Genomic DNA, 18,468 nt, shown 5'->3' with positions numbered 1-18,468 from the left:
GATCTTACTGGCAAAACTGTTTTTTCGTCACTCGGTAGATTTTCTTTCTTGCTGGACTGTAGGAGGTTTAACTCCTGTTTATGGTGGTTTCCCCGGTTTTTCAGGGCTTCTGCTCGCTGTAAACCTGTCGGCGGATCAATGCCAGGCATGTCGACTATTAATGCTGTCTGTTAGTCTTGCGCACAAAGCCCGGATAAAGTCCCGTGGTATTAGCGATTAATTAGGCGAGGTTGGTAATGTCGCGCACGATCCGTTTTCACAAGTTTGGTCCGGCCGAGGTGCTCAAGTGCGAAGAGCACGAAGTCGCCGCGCCTGCTCCCGGCGAAGTGCAGGTCCGTGTTCAAGCCATTGGCATCAGCTGGTATGACGTGCTCTGGCGGCAGAACCTGGCCCCCAGCCACGCCCGTTTGCCTGCGGGTATCGGCCATGAAATGGCAGGTATCGTCACCGCCGTCGGTGCCGGGGTTGATGATCTGGCGATTGGTGACAAGGTCGCCAGCTTTCCGGGCCAGAGCGCCAATGACTACCCGACCTATGGCGAGCTGATTTTGATGCCACGCTCCACGCTGACCCGCTACCCGGACGTATTGTCTGCGGTAGAGGCCAGCGTACATTACACACCGCTGTTGATCGCCTATTTCGCATATGTCGATCTGGCCCAGGTCAAGCCCGGGCAGACCGTACTGATCACCGATGCCAGCCATTGCGCCGGTCCTTCGTTCGTGCAGTTGGGCAAGGCGATGGGCCTGAAGGTGATTGCTGCGACCAAGGACGCCAGTGAGCGCGAGTGCCTGCTGGCACTGGGTGCCGACAAGGTGATTGTCACCGAAGAGCAGGACTTGCTGATGCAGATCAACAAGATCACCGACAACAAGGGCGTGGATGTGGTGCTCGATGGTCTGGGTGGCCCGCAAATGTCAGTGCTGGGTGATGTCCTGGCGCCTCGTGGCAGCCTTGTTCTGTATGGTTTGCAAGGCGGTAACCAGACAGGGTTTCCGGGCTGTGCGTGCTTTCAGAAGAACATCAAGTTCTTCGTGCACTGCATCGGTAACTTCACTGGCAAGCCCGAGCTGGGTATCGCACAGGACGAAGAGGCGATGAAACGTGCCTTGCGTGATATCAACCAGCTAACTGCTGACCGGGTGCTCACACCGCTGGAGATCAAGGTGTTCCCTTTTGAGGACTTTGTAGAAGCCCATCGTTATATGGATGGTTGTCCGTGCCGGGGGCGAGTTGCTTTGCAAGTGGCTGCGACCTGAAGCCTGACAAGGCTGCGCAAAACTTCCCGTCTCATAAACGCGGCCCTGAACATAGTGTTCAGGGCCGCGTTTTTTTGTGTCTGGCCCCAGCGGACTTTTGGTTTGCTTTATCCAGAAAGAAAGTGCGGCTGAAGAACATGTCATAAGAGTGCAGCATAAGAAAGTATGTATTCTATTGAGTGGTTTTTGTAGGTTTCTTCCTGTGCGTATGTGCGTCTCGTCTCTTCCGGGTCCAAGAGTTGCAGTAAATCTGGGCGCGTCTAATTGGGCGTGCTGATAATAAGAAGCTCGATCCGGAGGATAATCCATGAACAACTTTCATGAACAGGCCATGGGCTTTGTGTATCAACAAGTTCTGCATCGGCTTCTGGGGTGTTTCAGTCGTCCCGAGCGCATTGCATTGCAGTTGTTGATTCAACGTTTATTAGTGGCGGCCGGTGGCGTGGAGCGCATAGGGAATTACCGGGTAATGGTGGTTCATGAGGGCGGCAAGGAGTGTGCCTATACATTGGCTTTTTTACGCGCCGCACAACTGAGTATTGCCGGGCGCTCGCCAGAGACGTTCAAGTTGCGCATTGCGATACTGCGCCAGCCACGCATGACCGCCAATGTGATGGAGCGAATTCAGACCCAGTGCAACGAGTTGTTTATCTATGAAGATATGCGTGTCGAGTTGTTGATTGTCGATGAGCAGAGTACAACCAGGCTTCATAAACAGACGGTTTTCGAGAGCCTGCCTTCGGTGATGAATCGTACTCAGGTGCTGATGTCAGGACACCTGACCCAAGGCGACGCCAGAGCGACATTCTTTTATTCCGACCTGCTGGCCCGGGCCAAGCTGTACCGTCAGGCATGCAGATGGGGCGCCAGGGTGGACGCCCTGATTGACCGGCGCCCGCCCAGCCATCTGGGGCAATACGTGACGTGGATCCAGCAGGTTGCAGAGCAGCACGGGCATGCACCGCCGGGTGATGACCATGAAAGCTTTGAAAACGCAGTCAAGTTGTGCAGCAAGCTGGATGATGACTATAAAGAGTTCTTGAAATTGCCTCCCGCGTATCGGGGTGAGTTTTCTGCAATCAGTGGCGGCAGCAATGATATTGACGTGATCAATATTTTTGATTGTTTATGCCACGAAGCGGACGTGTTGAGTTCTCAGGTACTGATGTTTGTGGAGGGACCATGGAATATAAAAATGCTGGACATTGAAGAGCCGCAAGCGGCGGTCGTGTTAGTGGCTGCCCACCTCCAGGGTTTGCGTGGCACTTACCAGTACGGGGTGGAATACAGTGTCGGTGCGGATGCTTACTTGCGCCGTGCATCGCTGGAAAATCAGTGCAATGAACGGTTTAAAGGTCAATTGATAAAGAGGCTCGGCGCTTCGTTCAATACACCGAAACGAATTAGAAAGTTGCACGGTGTCGCCACTCAGTACCTGGGTGAACTGCACGGTGTCAATAATGAACAGTTGGGCTGCTTTATATGTTCGCCTTTTGTTAATAAAGCCGATGACCTGGAGTCCTTTCTACAAAACTGCTACCCCGAAAAATTGCAATACATCCACGAGTTTCGACGGGTACTGATGGACCCGGACAGCTCTTCGCAGGTCGATATCGCCTGGCTGGAGTCTGTAAGCGGACTGCCCCTTGCATCGTTGCAAGCGCTTTATCACATGGAAAAAACAGACGTGAGAACAAGCAACACCCTGATTGCCACATTGTGCGCTCACGACCCAAGCAAAAAACCCTGGCACCCAGTACTTGCGGGCTAAGGCAGGTGGTTTGGGGGCGGGTTAGTACCACCCCGGCCTGCTGGCGGGGACCCGGCGAACGCACCGCTCATCCAATAGAATTTGCCAGAGCCCCGGGCAAACTGATATCTGTACGCATATCCAGTATTCATGCTCAGTGGTTAGTTCTGCCTGTGATTTCCAATCCCCTCGAAGATCCGTTTTACTACCTGAAAAACTTCCGGCATGTGCTTGACTGGATCGCTGCCCGTTATGAAGACGTGCTGACTGTCGACGAGCAACGGTTTATCGCAGGTTTTGCCCAATTACCCGGCCCCTCGCAAGCGCTGTGGGTGCGCATGATCATGCGCAAGGGCGATCACTTCCGGGCCGGCAGGCTCAATTACCCGGAAATCGGTGATACCGCGCTGGCGGCGGCCCCCTTGCTGGCCCTTGGCTGGCTGGATAATCAGGCGCCCTTGGCCTTGGCCGACGTGTTTGATGTACTGCAAAAAGCGGAAATCCTGGCCTGTTTCAGTGCCCGTATCACGCAACCCAAGGGTAAAAAAACGGACTGGTTCGAGCAACTGGCTGCCGACTTTACCCAGCGCCAACCCCTTTCCCAATGGCATCCCGGCCTTACCGAGCCGCTTTACACCCTCAACCACCGAGCGCTGTGTGACCGCCTGCGGCTGATGTTTTTTGGCAACCTGGGGCAGAGCTGGTCCGATCTGGTACTGGCCGACCTCGGCCTGTTTACCTATGAGAAGGTCGATTTCAGCCACGAGTCCCGTGCTCTGGGGTGCCGGGCCGATATAGAGGGCTATTTGCAGCTCCATGCCTGTCGCGAGCAATTTGAGCTCAGTGGCGATGCCGCTGCCGTGCTGCAACAGGTGCTCGACTACCAGGCAGGCAACCGCTGGCTGCAACGGCGCCGCGGGCGCTTGTTGTTTCAGCTGGGTCAGCATCTGGAGCGGGCAGGGGATCTGACGCGGGCACTGGAGGTCTATCAGCACAGCCTGCACCCCGAGGCACGCCAGCGCAGCATTCGCGTGCTCGAACGTCAGGCGCACTATGCACCGGCATTGCAGCTGGCCGAAGACGCGCAACAGGCCCCACTGACTGATGCCGAGCTTCAGCATCTGCGACGAATCATCCCGCGCTTGCGCCGCAAGCTGGGCTTGGCGCCATTGCCCGTGGCCCAGGCAATGGCACCCGACCGGCTCGACCTGAGCCTGCCACGGGACGAAGCGGCCAGTGTCGAGCTAATGGCTGCCGCGCACTTGCACAGCGCTGCAGCGCCTGTGCATTACGTGGAAAACACCCTGGTTAACGGGCTCTTCGGTCTGCTGTGTTGGCCGGCGATTTTCGCACCCTTGCCGGGCGCCTTTTTTCACCCGTATCAGAGTGGTCCGGCAGACATGCTGGAAGATGATTTCTATCAGCAGCGTGCCGACAGGTTCGAGGCTTGCCTGGCGCAGCTCGATGATGGCCGTTACCTGACCACTATCCGCGACACCTATGCTGCCAAATTTGGCGTGCAGTCTAACTTCGTGGCCTGGAATCACCTGAATCAGAACCTGCTGGAAGAGGCATTACGGTGTTTGCCCCCTGCGCACTTGAAACTTTGGTTTCGGCGTCTGTTGCTGGATATCAGGGCCAATCGCAGCGGTATGCCCGACCTGATCCAGTTTTTTACGGCGCAACACACCTATCGCATGATTGAGGTCAAAGGCCCGGGTGACCGTCTGCAGGACAACCAACTGCGCTGGCTGGCCTTTTGTGAAGAGCACGGGATGCCGGTGACCGTGTGTTATGTGCAATGGCAGGAGCTGCAAGGGTGAATTATCGCGTTGCAGTGCGTGCCTTGTGTGAATTCACCGCCAAGACTGGCGATCTGGACTTGCGATTTACCCCTTCGCCCACGGCGCAGCAGGGCATAGCCGGGCATCGCACGGTTGCATCGCGGCGCAGCCCGGAGTATCAGGCGGAGCTGAGCCTGGAAGGACAGTTCGGCGCCTTGAGCGTACGCGGTCGTGCAGACGGTTATGACCCCGCGGCCAATGTCCTGGAAGAAGTGAAAACCTTTCGCGGCGAATTCACTGCAATACCGGCCAACCACCGTCAACTGCATTGGGCTCAGGCCCGGGTCTATGGCTGGTTATTGTGCCAGAGCCTGCAGTTGCCACAGGTTGACCTGGCGCTGGTGTATTTTGACATTATCAGTGAAAAGGAAACCCGCCTGCAGGAAACCTGGTCAGCATCGGACCTGCAGCAATTTTTCGATCTGCAATGCGGGTTGTTCCTGGCCTGGGCCGAGCAGGAAATGGCCCATCGTGCGGCCAGGAATGCTGCCGCCCGTGCCCTGGCCTTTCCCCATAAGCAGTTTCGAACCGGGCAGCGGACTTTGGCAGAGGCGGTATACAAGACCGTCAGCACCGGGCGCTGCCTAATGGCCCAGGCACCTACCGGGATCGGCAAAACCATCGGTACCCTGTTTCCGTTGCTCAAGGCCATGCCCGGCCAGCAGCTCGACAAGCTGCTGTTTCTGACGGCCAAGACGCCGGGGCGCAAACTCGCCCTCGATGCGATGCAGGTGCTTTTTCCCGAAGGGCAGGACGCTCCGTTGCGGGTGCTGGAGCTGGTGGCGCGAGACAAGGCCTGTGAATACCCGCAAAACGCCTGCAATGGTGACTCTTGCCCTTTGGCCAGAGGCTTCTACGATCGTTTACCCGCTGCGCGAAGGGCTGCGATTGGCCAAACCCCCCTCGATCAGAAGAGCCTGCGCAATGTCGCGTTGGAGCACGAGGTCTGTCCTTATTACCTGAGTCAGGAAATGGCGCGCTGGGCTGATCTGGTGATTGCCGATTACAACTATTACTTCGACTTCAGTGCCTTGCTTTATGGTCTGGCCCAGGCCAACCAATGGCGGGTCGGGACCCTGGTGGATGAAGCCCATAACCTGGTCGAGCGGGCGCGCGGGATGTACAGCGCAAGCCTCGATCAGCAGACCCTCAACAGCGTACGGCACACGGCTCCGGCACCGCTGGACAAACCCTTCAAACGCCTTGACCGCGAATGGAGTGCCCTGCACAAGGCGCAGGCGGGCCCCTATCAGGCATACCCGCAACTGCCAGCCAAATGGCTGAATGCCTTGTCTTCCTGCATCACCGCCATAGGCGATTACCTCAACGATCACCCCCATGGGCTGGCGGGAAACCTGCAGGCGTTCTACTTCGAAGCCTTGCAGTTCAATCGGGTGGCGGAGTTGTTCGATGACAATTTCCTGTTCGACGTCAGCCTGGTTGAAGGCGGCAAGCGGCGCCTCTCGCAACTCAATCTGCGCAACATTGTGCCTGCCGGTTTTATCGGCCCGCGTCTGGCGAGTGCTCACAGCAATGTGCTGTTTTCTGCCACCCTCAGCCCGCAAACCTATTACGCCAATCTGTTGGGCTTGCCGGAGGATGCGCTGTGGATGGATGTCGAATCGCCATTTGGCGCCGAGCAACTGGACGTGCAGGTGGTGAGCCGCATATCCACCCGTTTTGTCCATCGTCAGGCTTCGCTGGAGCCGATTGTGGAGCTGATTGCCAGGCAGTTCGGGCAGCGTCCGGGCAACTATCTGGCGTTTTTCAGCAGTTTTGATTATATGCAACAGGTTGCCGAACTACTGGCCGAGCGCCATCCGTCGATATCACGGTGGCTGCAGGCACGACGAATGGACGAAGCAGCACGTCAGGACTTTCTCGACCAGTTCACCCTGACCAGTCAGGGCGTCGGTTTTGCCGTGCTGGGCGGGGCATTCGGTGAAGGCATTGATTTGCCTGGCGCGCGGCTGATTGGTGCTTTTGTCGCCACCCTCGGTCTGGCCCAGTTGAATCCGGTCAATGAACAGATCAAACAGCGCATGGCGGCACGGTTTGGCGCCGGTTATGACTACACCTACCTTTATCCGGGTGTGCAGAAAGTGGTGCAGGCCGCCGGCCGGGTAATTCGCACCCAGAGCGATCAGGGCACGCTGTTTCTGATTGATGACCGTTTTGCCGAGCCGAAGGTGCAGCAACTGCTGCCGCGCTGGTGGCGACTGCAGTGACCGAAATCTCGAGTACCCCAAACCCTGTCTTCGAGGGTGCCGTCAGAGGGCAGGGGGCTGTTCAGTCGCGGTAAAAGACTTGCACCAAGTGATAGCCGAACTTGCTCTTGACCGGGCCATGCACCACCCGCAGCGGTTTTTTGAAGATGATCTGGTCAATGATGCCAACCATCTGCCCGGGCCTCACTTCGCCCAGATCGCCGCCGCGTTTGCCTGACGGGCAGGTGGAGAATTTTTTCGCCAGCACATCGAAGGCTTCGCCTTTGGCGATGCGTTGTTTGAGCGATTCGGCCTCTTCGGCTGTTTTCACCAAAATATGGCGGGCTTGAGCTTTCATGTGATCTGTACCTTGGAACAGTGGGGCATAGTGCGCGGTCGCGGATTATGCCTGAGTTTTCGCCTCCGGGTGATGATGGCGCGGCAGGTACAAGCACACACGGGTGCCGCATCCGCTCAGGCTGTTGATGCTGACATGCCCGCCGGACTGCTGGGCAAAGCCGTAAATCATCGATAGCCCAAGCCCGGTTCCCTGGCCCACGGGCTTGGTGGTGAAAAACGGGTCAAAGGCCCTGGCGAGGACCCGCGGGCTCATACCGGTGCCGTTGTCACTGACCTCGAGCATGACGTAATCCCCGGAGCTGACTGATTCCAGAGTGCCGAGATCGCTGGCATTGAGGTAATGATTGGCTGTTTTGACTACCAGGGTGCCACCGTCGGGCATCGCATCCCGGGCATTGATCATCAGATTGAGCAGGGCACTTTCGAGCTGGCCGCTGTCAGTATTGACCGGCCAGATGTTTTGCCCCAGTTCCAGGATCAGGTCGATATTCGCGCCTTTGCTGCTGCTGAACAATTCCTGCAGTGATTTCACCAGCTGATTGGGGTCCAGCGGCTTGCGATCCAGCGACTGGCGACGGGAGAACGTCAGCAAGCGGTTGGTCAGCGCGGCGGCGCGCTGCGCAGAGTTGACGGCGGCATCGGCAAAACGCTCGACCTCATCAATACGGCCTGCCGCGATGTAGCGTTTCATCAGGTCCAGGCTGGCGATAATGCCAGTGAGCATATTATTGAAATCATGGGCGATGCCGCCCGTCAATTGCCCTACCGCCTCCATTTTTTGCCCGTGGCGCAGGGCTTCCTCAGCACGGGCCCGCTCCTGTATCTCGAGCTGCAATTGCATATTGGCCTCGGCCAATGCCCGGGTGCGCTCGGCCACACGCTCCTCAAGGGTTTCGTTAAGCTCAAGCAAAGCTTGTTCGGTGGCGCTGGCCTGCAAGCGTTGGTGGCGCCTTGAACTCTTGATTGGCATGGTAGGTCCTGAATTTGAATCTGTAAGTCGGTCTGTTTAAGGCCGCATACCGGTACAAGGCTGTCAGCCTTGCTGCAAAGCCCGGTCTTGACCGTGCGACTAAGGTCGAATGAGGCTCCAGCTTAGCCTTTCGTACAATTGCGCCCCTTTTTTTGATTGAGGACGCTCACTTTGTATCCGAGCGTGTCTTCGGTCGTTTTCACCCTGCCAATGATTGGCTGCTGGAGCTTGTACATGGTTCATCCTTTTTCATTGTTGGCGCATCGCCGGGTAGCACACTTGGGCGCGCTGGCAGTGTGTGCCGGCTTTGCCGCACCGTCACAGGCCGGCGGCTTTTTTGAAGACAGCAGCGCCAGACTGGAAGCACGTACGGTGTACTTCAATCGCGATTTTCGCGATGGTAGCAGCTCAAACCCCCAGGGCGCCTCCAAGCGCGATGAAACGGCGCAAGGGTTTATCCTCAATCTGCAATCGGGCTATACCGAGGGCACCGTCGGTTTTGGCCTGGATGCACTGGGCATGCTGGGCCTGAAGCTGGATTCCAGCCCGGCCGACAGCAATAGTGGCCTGCTGCCTTCGACCGGCAGCGACCCGCGTCGTTCCAAGGATCAGTACGCCAAATTTGGCCTGACAGCAAAAATGCGGGTCTCCGACACCGTGCTCAAATACGGCGCGCTGCTGCCTGATCTGCCGTTGCTCAAATACAATGATGGCCGTTTACTGCCAAACATGTTCAATGGCGCCATGCTGGTATCCCAGGAAATCAGGGATCTCAAGTTCATGGCCTCGCGCCTTGACCGTTATACCGCCCGGGACTCCACCGACTCCCAGGACCTGCGCCTGAACTGCAAAAACAAGCGTTATGGCTGCAATATCACCGCTGATCACTTCAGCATGTACGGTCTGGATTACAAGGTTAACGAGCATCTGACTGCGCAATACCACTACGGTGAGTTGCAGGATATCTATCGCCAGCAGTTTGTCGGTTTGCAGGCCAATCAACCGGTCGGTCCTGGTGTGTTGTCCGCCGATGTGCGCTTGCTGAAAAGTGATGACTCGGGTTCGGCCAAGGCTGGCACTATCGACAACCGCGCATTGGGCGCCATGCTCGGCTATGCACTGGGCGGGCACAAGATCAGTGCTGGCTGGCAGCGCATGAACGGCGATACTTCAATGCCGTACCTGGATGGCAGCAACCCGTATCTGGTCAACTACCTGCAGGTCAACGACTTTGCCAACGCTCAGGAGCGTTCCTGGCAACTGCGTTACGATTACGACTTCAAAGCCATCGGCATCGACGGTCTGTCGTTCCTGACCCGTTATGTCAACGGCGACCATATCAAGGTGGTGGGCAGCAGCGAAGAGGGCAAGGAGTGGGAGCGTGACAGCGAGCTGAAATACATCGTGCAAAGCGGTACGTTCAAGGACGTCAGCCTGCGCTTGCGTAATGCCACCTACCGCACCAACTACTCCCAGTTTGCCCGTGACGTGGATGAGACCCGTTTGATCGTCAGCTATAACCTGTCGATCTGGTAAGGGCTGTAGCCGCTGAGGAGCGCAGCGAGGCGGCGATGGGTTGCGCAGCGACCCTGAAATATTGAAGGTCCTGCGGCCCTTATCGCAGCCTCGTTCGCTCCTCAGCGGCTGCAACGGTTATAGCAGCTGTTCGCGGTAGGGCAGGTCCGGGCCGGTTTTACTGCAGGTCAGGGCTGCGGCACGGCTGGCGAAGTCGAGCAGGGCGTCCAGTTGCACCGCACTCAGGCCCTGTATGCCTTCGATCGAGTCCAGCCCATGCCCGGTCAACCATGCAATCACTGCGGCCTGGAAGGTATCCCCCGCGCCCACGGTATCGGCTACCTCCACCAGGCTGGCGGGCACCGAACGCTGCCCATGTTCGCGACTGAACACACTGGCGCCCTGACTGCCCCGGGTCAAAAACACCAGTTGGCAACGATGGTTGAGCCATGACCGGGCAATTTCCTGCGCGTCCTGTCCCGGGTACAGCAACTCCAGGTCTTCATCACTGACCTTGATCACATCGGCATAGGGGATCAGTTCCTTGATCCGCTGACGCCAGCGTTCGATGTCCGGCTCTGGATTAAGGCGCACATTGGGGTCAAGGCTGATCAGCCGTTGCCCGCTCTCGCGCTTGACCAGTGCCAGCAACGTATCGCCCACCGGCTGCACCACCAACGAAAAAGACCCCACATGCACACCCCGCACCTCGGGCCCAAGCAGCGGCAGGTGATGGGCGTGCAATTGCCGGTCGGCGCAGCCCTCACCGCGAAAGCTGTAGGCGGGCGAGCCGTTGGCATCCAGCGCGACCATGGCCAGCGTGGTGGGCGCGTCCAGATCATGCAGGTATCGCGTGCTCACGCCTTCATTCACCAGCACCTGTTTCAGCCGCTGGCCCAGGTAGTCGGTCGACAGCCCGGCAAACAGTGCGGTGTCGACGCCCAGGCGGCGCAGGCCCACCGCCACGTTGAAGGGTGAGCCGCCAGCAATGGCCTTGAAGTCCACCTGGCCCGTCGGCGTACTCTCAGGCGACCGGGCAAAAAAATCGAATAAGGCTTCTCCGCATACCAGATACATAACATTTACTCGGTTAAGGCTGCGACCTGTAGTCGGTAGCGTTGATAGAAGTGTTCGTAGGCCCGGACGTTATCGGCCTCGGGCCGGGTTTCACCCGCAGGATCCAGGCGCACGCAACGCCGGCACAGATCAGCCAGTGTCGGTGAGTCAGCAGCCACACACCAGGCAGCCTGAATTGCAGCCCCCAGTGCGGCTGCTTCGCTCTGCTCAGGGCAGACTACCGGGGTGGCCATGATATCGGCCACCAACTGGCGCCACAGGAGGCTTTTTGAACCGCCGCCTACCAGGCGGATGACGTGGCTTTGCAGGCCGTTGCGGCGCAGCAGATCGAGGCCGTAGCGCAAGCCATAGGTGGTGCCTTCAATGGCTGCGCGGCACAGATTGGCCTGGGTCATGTTGGTCAGTGTAAGGCCCTGAAAATTGCCGGTGGCATCGGGCAGCGCAGGCACCCGCTCGCCGTTGAGGAAGGGCAGCAGGCTGACACCGTCTGCGCCTGCGGGTGCCTGCCTGGCCATCTGGTTGAAGCCCTCCACAGACAAGCCGAACAGCTCGCGCACGGCACCGGTGACATTGGTCAGGTTCAGGGTGCAGATCAGCGGCAGCCAGCCGCCGGTGCTCGAGCAGAAGCTGGCCACTGAGGCCTCAGGGCGGGCCTGTGGCTGCGGGTCAAAGGCATACACCGTACCCGACGAGCCCAGGCTCATGGTGATGATTCCGGGTTCGATATTGCCGGTGCCGATGGCTGCCATCATATTGTCGCCGCCCCCGCTGGATACCACGGCATCGGGGTTCAGTCCCAGCAACTGCGCGATAAGCGGGCGGATACGCCCGACCGGTTGGCGGGGCTCGATCAGCTCGGGCAGCGCCTGCTCCAGATGGCCGTCGGGATCGATATGATGCAACAGTTCGCGATCCCACTGGCGAGTGCGCACGTTGAAATAACCGGTGCCGGACGCATCACCGTATTCGCTGCAGCAGCGTCCGGTCAGCCAGAAATTCAGGTAGTCATGGGGTAACAGGATATGGGCAGTGCGTGCCAAAATCTGAGGATGATGGTGTTTTGTCCAGAGCAGCTTGGAGACCGTGTAGCCTGGCGCGATCACCAGGCCCAGCCGCTCCAGGGAGCCGGTTTCGCCGCCCAGCCATTCTAACAGTTGGTTGTTTTCGCCAGTTGACTCGGTGTCACACCACAGTTTGGCCGGGCGCAATACATCGCCTTGGCTATCGAGCAGCACCAGCCCGTGTTGTTGTGCGGACACGCCTATGCCCTGAATCTGCTGGCCGCTGATGCCGGCTTGGGTCAGGGCCTGGCGGGTGGCGTGTTGCAATGCATCCAGCCATTGCCCGGGATCCTGCTCGCGCCGCCCCTGTGCGCCCTGGATTAACGTGTGTGGGGCGCTGCCCAGCCCGAGCACCTGGCCGGACTCGCTGTCGAGGATCAGGGCCTTGGTGCCCTGGGTGCCGCAATCGATGCCCAGGTATAAGTGGGTTGTGCTCATGGGAACCTGCTCTTAGCCAGATCAAAAGCCTCTAACAGACCCTTTCCGCAGGGATAAGGGACTGATCGGGGATAACGGTGCACTTGCGACTGCTCAATTCAGCACCCTCTGCCAGAGAGGGCTGGGGTGGGCTTCAAAGATGAAGCAGATTTTCCAGGGTTTTGCTCACCCCGACATCACGCAAGCTGTTCAGGCACCACTCGAACGCAGCCACAAACTCGGCAGACCGGGGAATGGCGCCGCCAAAGATCTCTTCAACGCTCAATAATCGCTGCACGATCAACTCATCATCCGCCACCAGGGCCTGGCAAAACTCCGCCCGCGGGTCGGGAATCGCATAGTGCAGGCCATTTTCATCAACCCCCTTGAGATACAGCGCCCAGGCTGCAACCACCAGTGCCGCACGTTTCAACTCGCCACCATCGCTGATCAGCCGGTTGATGGCAGGCACGGTGAACTTGGGAAGCTTCGACGAGCCATCCGAGCACACGCGCTCCAACTGGTCGGCAATGGCCTGATTGGAAAAGCGTTCCACCAGGGTGTTCTTGTAGGCCGTCAGGTCAATGCCGGGCACCGGCGCCAGTTGCGGCGTTACGTCCTGATCCATGTAGGCACGCATATACGTCACGAACAGGGGATCGCCCATGGTTTCGTGAACAAACCGATAGCCCTTGAGGAACCCCAGGTACGTCAACGCCAGATGACTGCCATTGAGCAGTTTGATTTTCATCTCTTCATAAGGCGTGACGTCGTCGGTGAGTTGTACGCCCACGGTTTCCCATGCCGGGCGGCCGCAGGCAAATTTGTCTTCGAGTACCCACTGGATAAACGGCTCGCAGACCACCGGCCAGGCGTCGTCTATACCCAGTTGGTCATGCAGTTGCAAACGATGGGCGTTACTGGTCATGGGCGTGATGCGATCCACCATGGCATTTGGGAAGCTGACATTGGCTGCGATCCAATCATGTAGTTCAGCACCGCGCAGCGCGGCAAAAGCCAGCAGGGCCTTGCGCGCGACAGCGCCGTTGTGGGGCAGGTTATCGCAGGACATCAGGGTAAAGCCCCGGATACCGCTGGCCTGGCGTCGGGCCAGGGCGGCGCATAGCACACCAAACACGGTTGTCGGTGCTTCGGGGTGGGTGAGGTCGTGCTGGATCTGTGGCAGTGCAGACATAAATTCGCCGCTGCTGTCATCGATGCAATAGCCGCCCTCGGTGATGGTCAGCGAAACGATGCGAATGGCCGGGCTGGCCAGCTTGTCGATCAGTGCATTGATGCCGTCTTCGGCCAGCAGCATGCCGCTGATAGAGCCGATGATGCGGCTTTGGGTGTCGTCGCTGTCGCCCAGTTCGAACAGGGTATAGAGGTAGTCCTGACCGGCCAGAGCGTCGCGCACCTTGCGGTCTTCGCCCCGCAGACCGATGCCGCAGATGCTCCAGTCCAGATCCTGGCCCCGATTCATCAGGGCATCGGTGTAATACGCCTGGTGGGCGCGATGAAATCCGCCCACGCCGATGTGGGCAATGCCCTGCCGGGTATCGCTGCCAAGGTAGGTGGGTTTGGCCACCAGGTTGGTAAGGGTTTCGAGGTTTCGGCGATTGAGTTTCATGGGGCAATCTCGTGGGTTCAGGCAGCTGCGCGCAATGGACGGGTCAGGGCCAGGCCCCCGGCATCGAATAAATGGCAATGTTCACTGTCCAGGTGCAACTGCAACTGCTCGCCATAGCGGCTGGCCATATCACCGCGCACGCGCATGGTCAGCGGTTCACCGCAGGCAGTATTGACGTGGCAATAGGTGTCGCTGCCCAAGCGCTCGCCGACATCGGCAGTCACACTCAGGGTGCACTCACCGGGTTTGGCCAGGTTCAGGTGCTCCGGACGAATGCCCAGGGTGACCGGGCTGCCCAGGCTCAGCGCAGGGCTGCTCAGGGGTAACTGGATACGGGTGCCGGCGTCCAGCTCGACTTCGCAACCCTGGCTGTCAACGCGGCTGATCCGGCCTTTCAAAAAGCCCATTTTCGGTGTGCCGAGAAAGCCTGCAACAAACAGGTTGGCGGGGTGGTGATACAGCTCCAGCGGTGAGCCAACCTGTTCGATCCTGCCGCCATTGAGCACCACCACCTTGTCGGCCAGGGTCATGGCTTCGACCTGATCGTGGGTCACGTAGATCATGGTTGCTTGCAGTTCCTGATGCAGGCGTGCCAGTTCCAGACGCATTTGCACCCGCAGCGCGGCATCGAGGTTGGACAACGGCTCATCAAACAGGAAAATCTTGGGGTTGCGAACAATCGCCCGGCCAATGGCCACGCGCTGACGCTGACCACCGGACAGGTGTTTGGGCTTGCGCTCAAGTAAGGGTGCCAGTTCCAGAATGCGGGCGGCTTCGTTGACCTTTTTTGCCACTTCGGCCTTGGCCACGCCTGCCAGGTCGAGGGCAAACGACATATTTTTGCGCACGCTCATATGCGGGTACAGAGCGTAGGTCTGAAATACCATGGCCAGATCGCGCCTGGCCGGGCTGACTTGAGTGATATCGCGCCCGTCCAGCTCGATGGTGCCGTCCGTCACTTCCTCAAGCCCGGCAATCAGGCGCAGCAGTGTGGATTTACCGCAGCCCGACGGCCCGACAAATACCACGAACTCACGGTCGTTGACCTCAAGATCAATGCCTTTGATGATCGAGAAACCTTCAAAGCCCTTGTGCAGATTGTTGATTCTCAGGTTGGCCATAGTGGGCCTCCAATCAGTATTTTTATTTGACTGCGCCGAAGGACAAACCGCGCACCAGTTGCTTCTGGCTGATCCAGCCAAAAATCAGGATCGGTGCGCAGGCCAGGGTCGAAACGGCCGACAACTTGGCCCAGAACAGGCCCTCGGGGCTGGAGTAGGACGCGATCAGTGCAGTCAGAGGCGCGGCGCTGGAAGAGGTCAGGTTCAGTGACCAGAACGCTTCGTTCCAGCACAGGATCAGCGACAGCAGCAGGGTTGAAGCCAGGCCGCCCTTGCTGATCGGCAGCAATACGCGCACCACCTCCTGCCACAGCGTGGCGCCGTCCAGCCGTGCGGCTTCGAGGATGTCTTTGGGAATATCCTTGAAGTAGGTGTAAATCATCCACACCACGATCGGCAGGTTGATCAGGGTATAGATGATGATCAGTGCCGCCCGTGTATCCAGCAGGCCAAAGCTCTTGGCCAGCAGGTAGATGGGCATCAGTACACCCACTGGCGGCAGCATCTTGGTGGAGAGCATCCACAGCAGCGTGCCCTTGGTGCGCTTGGTTTCGTAGAACGCCATCGAGTAGGCCGCCGGGATAGCGATCAGCATGCACAGGGCCGTGGCAGTGAACGAGATCACCACCGAGTTCCAGGCGAAGTGAAAGTAACTGCTGCGCTGTTCGATATGCAGGTAGTTCTCCAGCGTGGGCGTGAAAATGAACTGGGGCGGCGTGGCAAAGGCGTCGAGTTCGGTTTTAAAACTGGTCAGGAGCATCCAGAAGATCGGGAAAAAGATCAGGATGGCGATGGCCCAGGCCAGGGTGCCCAGCAGCAGGCTTTGCAGGCGGCGCGATTGTTGTAGTGTCATCACTGAGCCCTCACGGCTTGTCTGTCAGGTTTTTGCCGAGCATGCGCACCAGAATGATGGCGGCAATATTGGCGATGACCACGGCGATCAAACCGCCGGCCGAGGCCATGCCCACATCGAACTGCACCAGCGCCTGGTTGTAGATCAGGTACGCGAGGTTGGTGGATGCATAGCCCGGGCCGCCGTTGGTGGTGGTAAAGATTTCGGCGAACACCGACAACAGAAAGATGGTCTCGATCATCACTACGACGGCAATGGGGCGCGCCAGATGGGGCAAGGTCAGGTGCCAGAAAATCGCGATGGGGCCGGCACCGTCCAGCCGCGCGGCTTCTTTTTGTTCCTGGTCCAGAGACTGCATGGCGGTCATCAGAATCAGGATCGCAAAGGGCAGCCATTGCCACGACACAATGATGATGATCGACAGCAGCGGGTAGTGCGCCAGCCAGTCCACCGGCTGGGCGCCAAACAACTTCCACACGGCGGCCAGGACGCCGGATACCGGATGGAAAATCAGATTTTTCCAGATCAGCGCGCCCACGGTCGGCATGATGAAAAACGGCGAGATCAACAGCACCCTTACGATGCCGCGGCCCATGAATTCGCTGGCTTCGAGCAGGGCGCTGATCAGTACGCCGAGCACCACGCTGATCAGCAGCACACTGCCAACCAGCAGCAAAGTGTTGGTTGCGCCGGGCAGGAAGCCCGAATCGGTGAGGAAGTAGGTGAAGTTCTCCAGCCCCACGAACTGGTTTTCGCCGGGATAGAGCAGGTTGTAGCGGATCAGTGAAAAGTACAGGGTCATCCCCAGTGGCACGATCATCCACAGCAACAGAAGCGCCACAGAGGGCGTTACCAGAAACCAGCCGGGATTGAACAGGCGCGGACGCCGCCCCGTTGGCGGGGCGTCGAGCGCGGCAATAACAGTCGAAGTCGTCATCGTCAATACACCTGAATTGCTTTGCGTCGGAGCGAGCCTCCTCGTGAAGGAGTCGACGCGGTATTCGCGAGCAGGCTCGCTCCCACAGACCAGAGTTTGGTGTTGGCAGTGCTACTTGGGGTAACCCGCCCGCTTCATTTCGCGCTCGGTGCTCTGCTGGGCCGCGGCCAGTGCCTGGTCCACGGTGGTCTGGCCAATCAGCGCGGCACTGAACAGCTTGCCAACCTGGGTGCCCACCGCCTGGAACTCCGGAATGGTGACCAACTGGATACCCACATAAGGGACGGGCTTGAGGGTCGGGTCCTGAGGGTTGGCAACTTTCAAGGACTCGAGGGTGACCCTGGCAAAGGGTGCAGCTTTCAGGTACGCCTCGGTGTAGGTCGAGGCCCGGGTGCCCGGGGGTACATTGGCAATGCCGTCTTTTTCCGCCACCAAAGCACCGTATTCTTTGGACGTGGCCCAGGTGCTGAATGTCCTGGCGGCGTCCTTGGCTTTGGAACTGGTGGGTATGGCCAGTGCCCAGGAGTACAGCCAGGCACTGCCTTTATCGGTCACAGCATGGGGGGCGAAGGTAAAGCCGACATGCTCGGCGACCTTGCTCTGGCTACTGTCGGTGACAAACGAGCCAGCAACACTGGCATCGACCCAGATCGCACATTTGCCGCTGTTGAACAGCGCCAGGTTTTCGTTGAAACCATTGCTGGTCGCACCCGGCGGGCCTGAGGCTTTCAGTGTGCCGACATAAAAATTCAAGGCATTTTGCCACTCGGCCCCGTTGAACTCCGGTTGCCATTGTTCATTGAACCAGCGCGCGCCGTAGGCGTTGGCGATGGTGCTGATCAGCGCCATGTTTTCACCCCAGCCCGCCTTGCCGCGCAGGCAGATGCCGTATTGTTCCTGGTCAGGTTTGTTGAGGGTGCGGGCAAAGCCGGCGATCTGTTCCCAGGTCGGATGCTCGGGCATGCTCAGCCCGGCATCCTTGAACAGGTCGGTACGGTAATAGGTCATCGAGCTTTCGGCATAAAACGGCAGGGCATAGAGCGTGCCCTTGACGGACAGGCCGTCGCGAACCGCCGGGAACACATCGTCGATGGCATAGGTGGCGGGCAAGTCGGTCATGGGCTCAAGCCAGCCCTTGGCACCCCAGAGTGCGGCTTCGTACATGCCGATGGTCAGCACGTCAAATTGTCCGCCCTGGGTGGCAATGTCCGTGGTCAGGCGCTGGCGCAATACGTTTTCTTCCAGCACCACCCAGTTGAGCTTGATCTCGGGGTGCTCGCTCTCGAAGGTTTTCGCCAGCTTTTGCATGCGGATCATGTCGCTGTTGTTGACCGTGGCAATGGTCAGGGTTTGCGCGCCTGAACTGATGCCACTCAGGGTCATGCACGTGGCGACACATAACGCTTTGACAGGAATATTCATTGAGCACTCCACTTCAGCGGCCTGGCGGCTTTTGAAGGACGGTTA

General features: G+C 58.6%; 13 protein-coding genes and 1 pseudogene. 5 read left to right on the top strand and 9 right to left on the bottom strand.

Going from position 1 to position 18,468, the window contains the following annotated elements; all coding sequences use genetic code 11:
* Positions 1–236: 236 nt before the first annotated feature.
* From PPTH39_RS02245 to PPTH39_RS02230, 4 genes are all read left to right on the top strand, one after another.
* Positions 237–1,259 carry a zinc-dependent alcohol dehydrogenase family protein gene (locus tag PPTH39_RS02245; RefSeq protein ID WP_095000308.1) on the top strand — a complete coding sequence of 341 codons (1,023 nt, stop codon included), beginning with the start codon at positions 237–239 and terminating at the stop codon, positions 1,257–1,259.
* A 331-nt stretch (positions 1,260–1,590) separates the two neighbouring features.
* Positions 1,591–3,030, top strand: a complete 1,440-nt coding sequence (locus tag PPTH39_RS02240; protein WP_232527587.1) for a hypothetical protein — start codon at positions 1,591–1,593, stop codon at positions 3,028–3,030.
* A 152-nt stretch (positions 3,031–3,182) separates the two neighbouring features.
* The gene (locus tag PPTH39_RS02235) at positions 3,183–4,832 is read left to right on the top strand and encodes a VRR-NUC domain-containing protein (protein ID WP_095019974.1); all 1,650 of its coding nucleotides are present in this window, start codon (positions 3,183–3,185) and stop codon (positions 4,830–4,832) included.
* The gene (locus PPTH39_RS02230; RefSeq protein WP_130871514.1) at positions 4,829–7,081 is read left to right on the top strand and encodes an ATP-dependent DNA helicase; all 2,253 of its coding nucleotides are present in this window, start codon (positions 4,829–4,831) and stop codon (positions 7,079–7,081) included. The genes PPTH39_RS02235 and PPTH39_RS02230 overlap by 4 nt, the downstream gene beginning before the upstream one ends.
* A gap of 61 nt (positions 7,082–7,142) precedes the next feature.
* Here PPTH39_RS02230 and PPTH39_RS02225 read toward each other — a convergent pair whose 3' ends face one another.
* Together PPTH39_RS02225 and PPTH39_RS02220 are read right to left on the bottom strand one after the other, a co-directional pair.
* Positions 7,143–7,418, bottom strand: a complete 276-nt coding sequence (locus PPTH39_RS02225) for a peptidylprolyl isomerase (protein WP_083369510.1) — start codon at positions 7,416–7,418, stop codon at positions 7,143–7,145.
* A gap of 72 nt (positions 7,419–7,490) precedes the next feature.
* A pseudogene (locus PPTH39_RS02220) lies at positions 7,491–8,342 on the bottom strand (sensor histidine kinase); the annotation flags it as partial.
* A 282-nt stretch (positions 8,343–8,624) separates the two neighbouring features.
* Between PPTH39_RS02220 and PPTH39_RS02215 the strand changes: the two are divergent.
* Positions 8,625–9,926, top strand: coding sequence for an OprD family porin (locus tag PPTH39_RS02215; RefSeq protein WP_095000303.1), 1,302 nt, complete (start codon positions 8,625–8,627; stop codon positions 9,924–9,926).
* 117 nt (positions 9,927–10,043) lie between these two features.
* Here the strand turns inward: PPTH39_RS02215 and PPTH39_RS02210 are convergent, their stop codons facing one another.
* The 7 genes from PPTH39_RS02210 to PPTH39_RS02180 all read right to left on the bottom strand — a co-directional run bounded on the left by PPTH39_RS02210 (position 10,044) and on the right by PPTH39_RS02180 (position 18,423).
* A complete protein-coding gene (locus tag PPTH39_RS02210; protein WP_095000302.1) occupies positions 10,044–10,982 on the bottom strand; it encodes a carbohydrate kinase family protein in 939 nt (312 codons plus the stop codon).
* A gap of 5 nt (positions 10,983–10,987) precedes the next feature.
* Positions 10,988–12,481: a xylulokinase gene (gene xylB, locus PPTH39_RS02205; RefSeq protein WP_130871513.1), complete on the bottom strand. Its 1,494-nt coding sequence runs from the start codon at positions 12,479–12,481 to the stop codon at positions 10,988–10,990.
* A gap of 133 nt (positions 12,482–12,614) precedes the next feature.
* A complete protein-coding gene (locus tag PPTH39_RS02200; protein ID WP_130871512.1) occupies positions 12,615–14,090 on the bottom strand; it encodes a mannitol dehydrogenase family protein in 1,476 nt (491 codons plus the stop codon).
* A 17-nt stretch (positions 14,091–14,107) separates the two neighbouring features.
* Positions 14,108–15,211, bottom strand: a complete 1,104-nt coding sequence (locus tag PPTH39_RS02195; RefSeq protein ID WP_130871511.1) for an ABC transporter ATP-binding protein — start codon at positions 15,209–15,211, stop codon at positions 14,108–14,110.
* 22 nt (positions 15,212–15,233) lie between these two features.
* A complete protein-coding gene (locus PPTH39_RS02190; RefSeq protein WP_130871510.1) occupies positions 15,234–16,067 on the bottom strand; it encodes a carbohydrate ABC transporter permease in 834 nt (277 codons plus the stop codon).
* Positions 16,068–16,074: 7 nt separating this feature from the next.
* Positions 16,075–17,001 carry a carbohydrate ABC transporter permease gene (locus PPTH39_RS02185; RefSeq protein ID WP_095000297.1) on the bottom strand — a complete coding sequence of 309 codons (927 nt, stop codon included), beginning with the start codon at positions 16,999–17,001 and terminating at the stop codon, positions 16,075–16,077.
* A gap of 111 nt (positions 17,002–17,112) precedes the next feature.
* The gene (locus PPTH39_RS02180) at positions 17,113–18,423 is read right to left on the bottom strand and encodes an ABC transporter substrate-binding protein (protein WP_095019968.1); all 1,311 of its coding nucleotides are present in this window, start codon (positions 18,421–18,423) and stop codon (positions 17,113–17,115) included.
* Positions 18,424–18,468 lie beyond the last annotated feature (45 nt).

Origin of the sequence: Pseudomonas bubulae (genome assembly GCF_900618535.1) — a bacterium.
GTDB lineage: Bacteria > Pseudomonadota > Gammaproteobacteria > Pseudomonadales > Pseudomonadaceae > Aquipseudomonas > Aquipseudomonas bubulae.
Note: the sequence above shows the minus strand (reverse complement) of the source record. Positions and strands in the feature narration are given on the sequence as shown.

What these genes read in the sequence shown, in the direction of transcription:
- PPTH39_RS02245 (WP_095000308.1), top strand. Translation starts at nt 237, where the DNA reads ATGTCGCGCACGATCCGTTTTCACAAGTTTGGTCCGGCCGAGGTGCTC.
- PPTH39_RS02240 (WP_232527587.1), top strand. Translation starts at nt 1,591, where the DNA reads ATGGGCTTTGTGTATCAACAAGTTCTGCATCGGCTTCTGGGGTGTTTC.
- PPTH39_RS02225 (WP_083369510.1), bottom strand. Translation starts at nt 7,418, where the DNA reads ATGAAAGCTCAAGCCCGCCATATTTTGGTGAAAACAGCCGAAGAGGCC.
- PPTH39_RS02215 (WP_095000303.1), top strand. Translation starts at nt 8,625, where the DNA reads ATGGTTCATCCTTTTTCATTGTTGGCGCATCGCCGGGTAGCACACTTG.
- PPTH39_RS02210 (WP_095000302.1), bottom strand. Translation starts at nt 10,982, where the DNA reads ATGTATCTGGTATGCGGAGAAGCCTTATTCGATTTTTTTGCCCGGTCG.
- xylB (WP_130871513.1), bottom strand. Translation starts at nt 12,481, where the DNA reads ATGAGCACAACCCACTTATACCTGGGCATCGATTGCGGCACCCAGGGC.
- PPTH39_RS02200 (WP_130871512.1), bottom strand. Translation starts at nt 14,090, where the DNA reads ATGAAACTCAATCGCCGAAACCTCGAAACCCTTACCAACCTGGTGGCC.
- PPTH39_RS02195 (WP_130871511.1), bottom strand. Translation starts at nt 15,211, where the DNA reads ATGGCCAACCTGAGAATCAACAATCTGCACAAGGGCTTTGAAGGTTTC.
- PPTH39_RS02185 (WP_095000297.1), bottom strand. Translation starts at nt 17,001, where the DNA reads ATGACGACTTCGACTGTTATTGCCGCGCTCGACGCCCCGCCAACGGGG.
- PPTH39_RS02180 (WP_095019968.1), bottom strand. Translation starts at nt 18,423, where the DNA reads ATGAATATTCCTGTCAAAGCGTTATGTGTCGCCACGTGCATGACCCTG.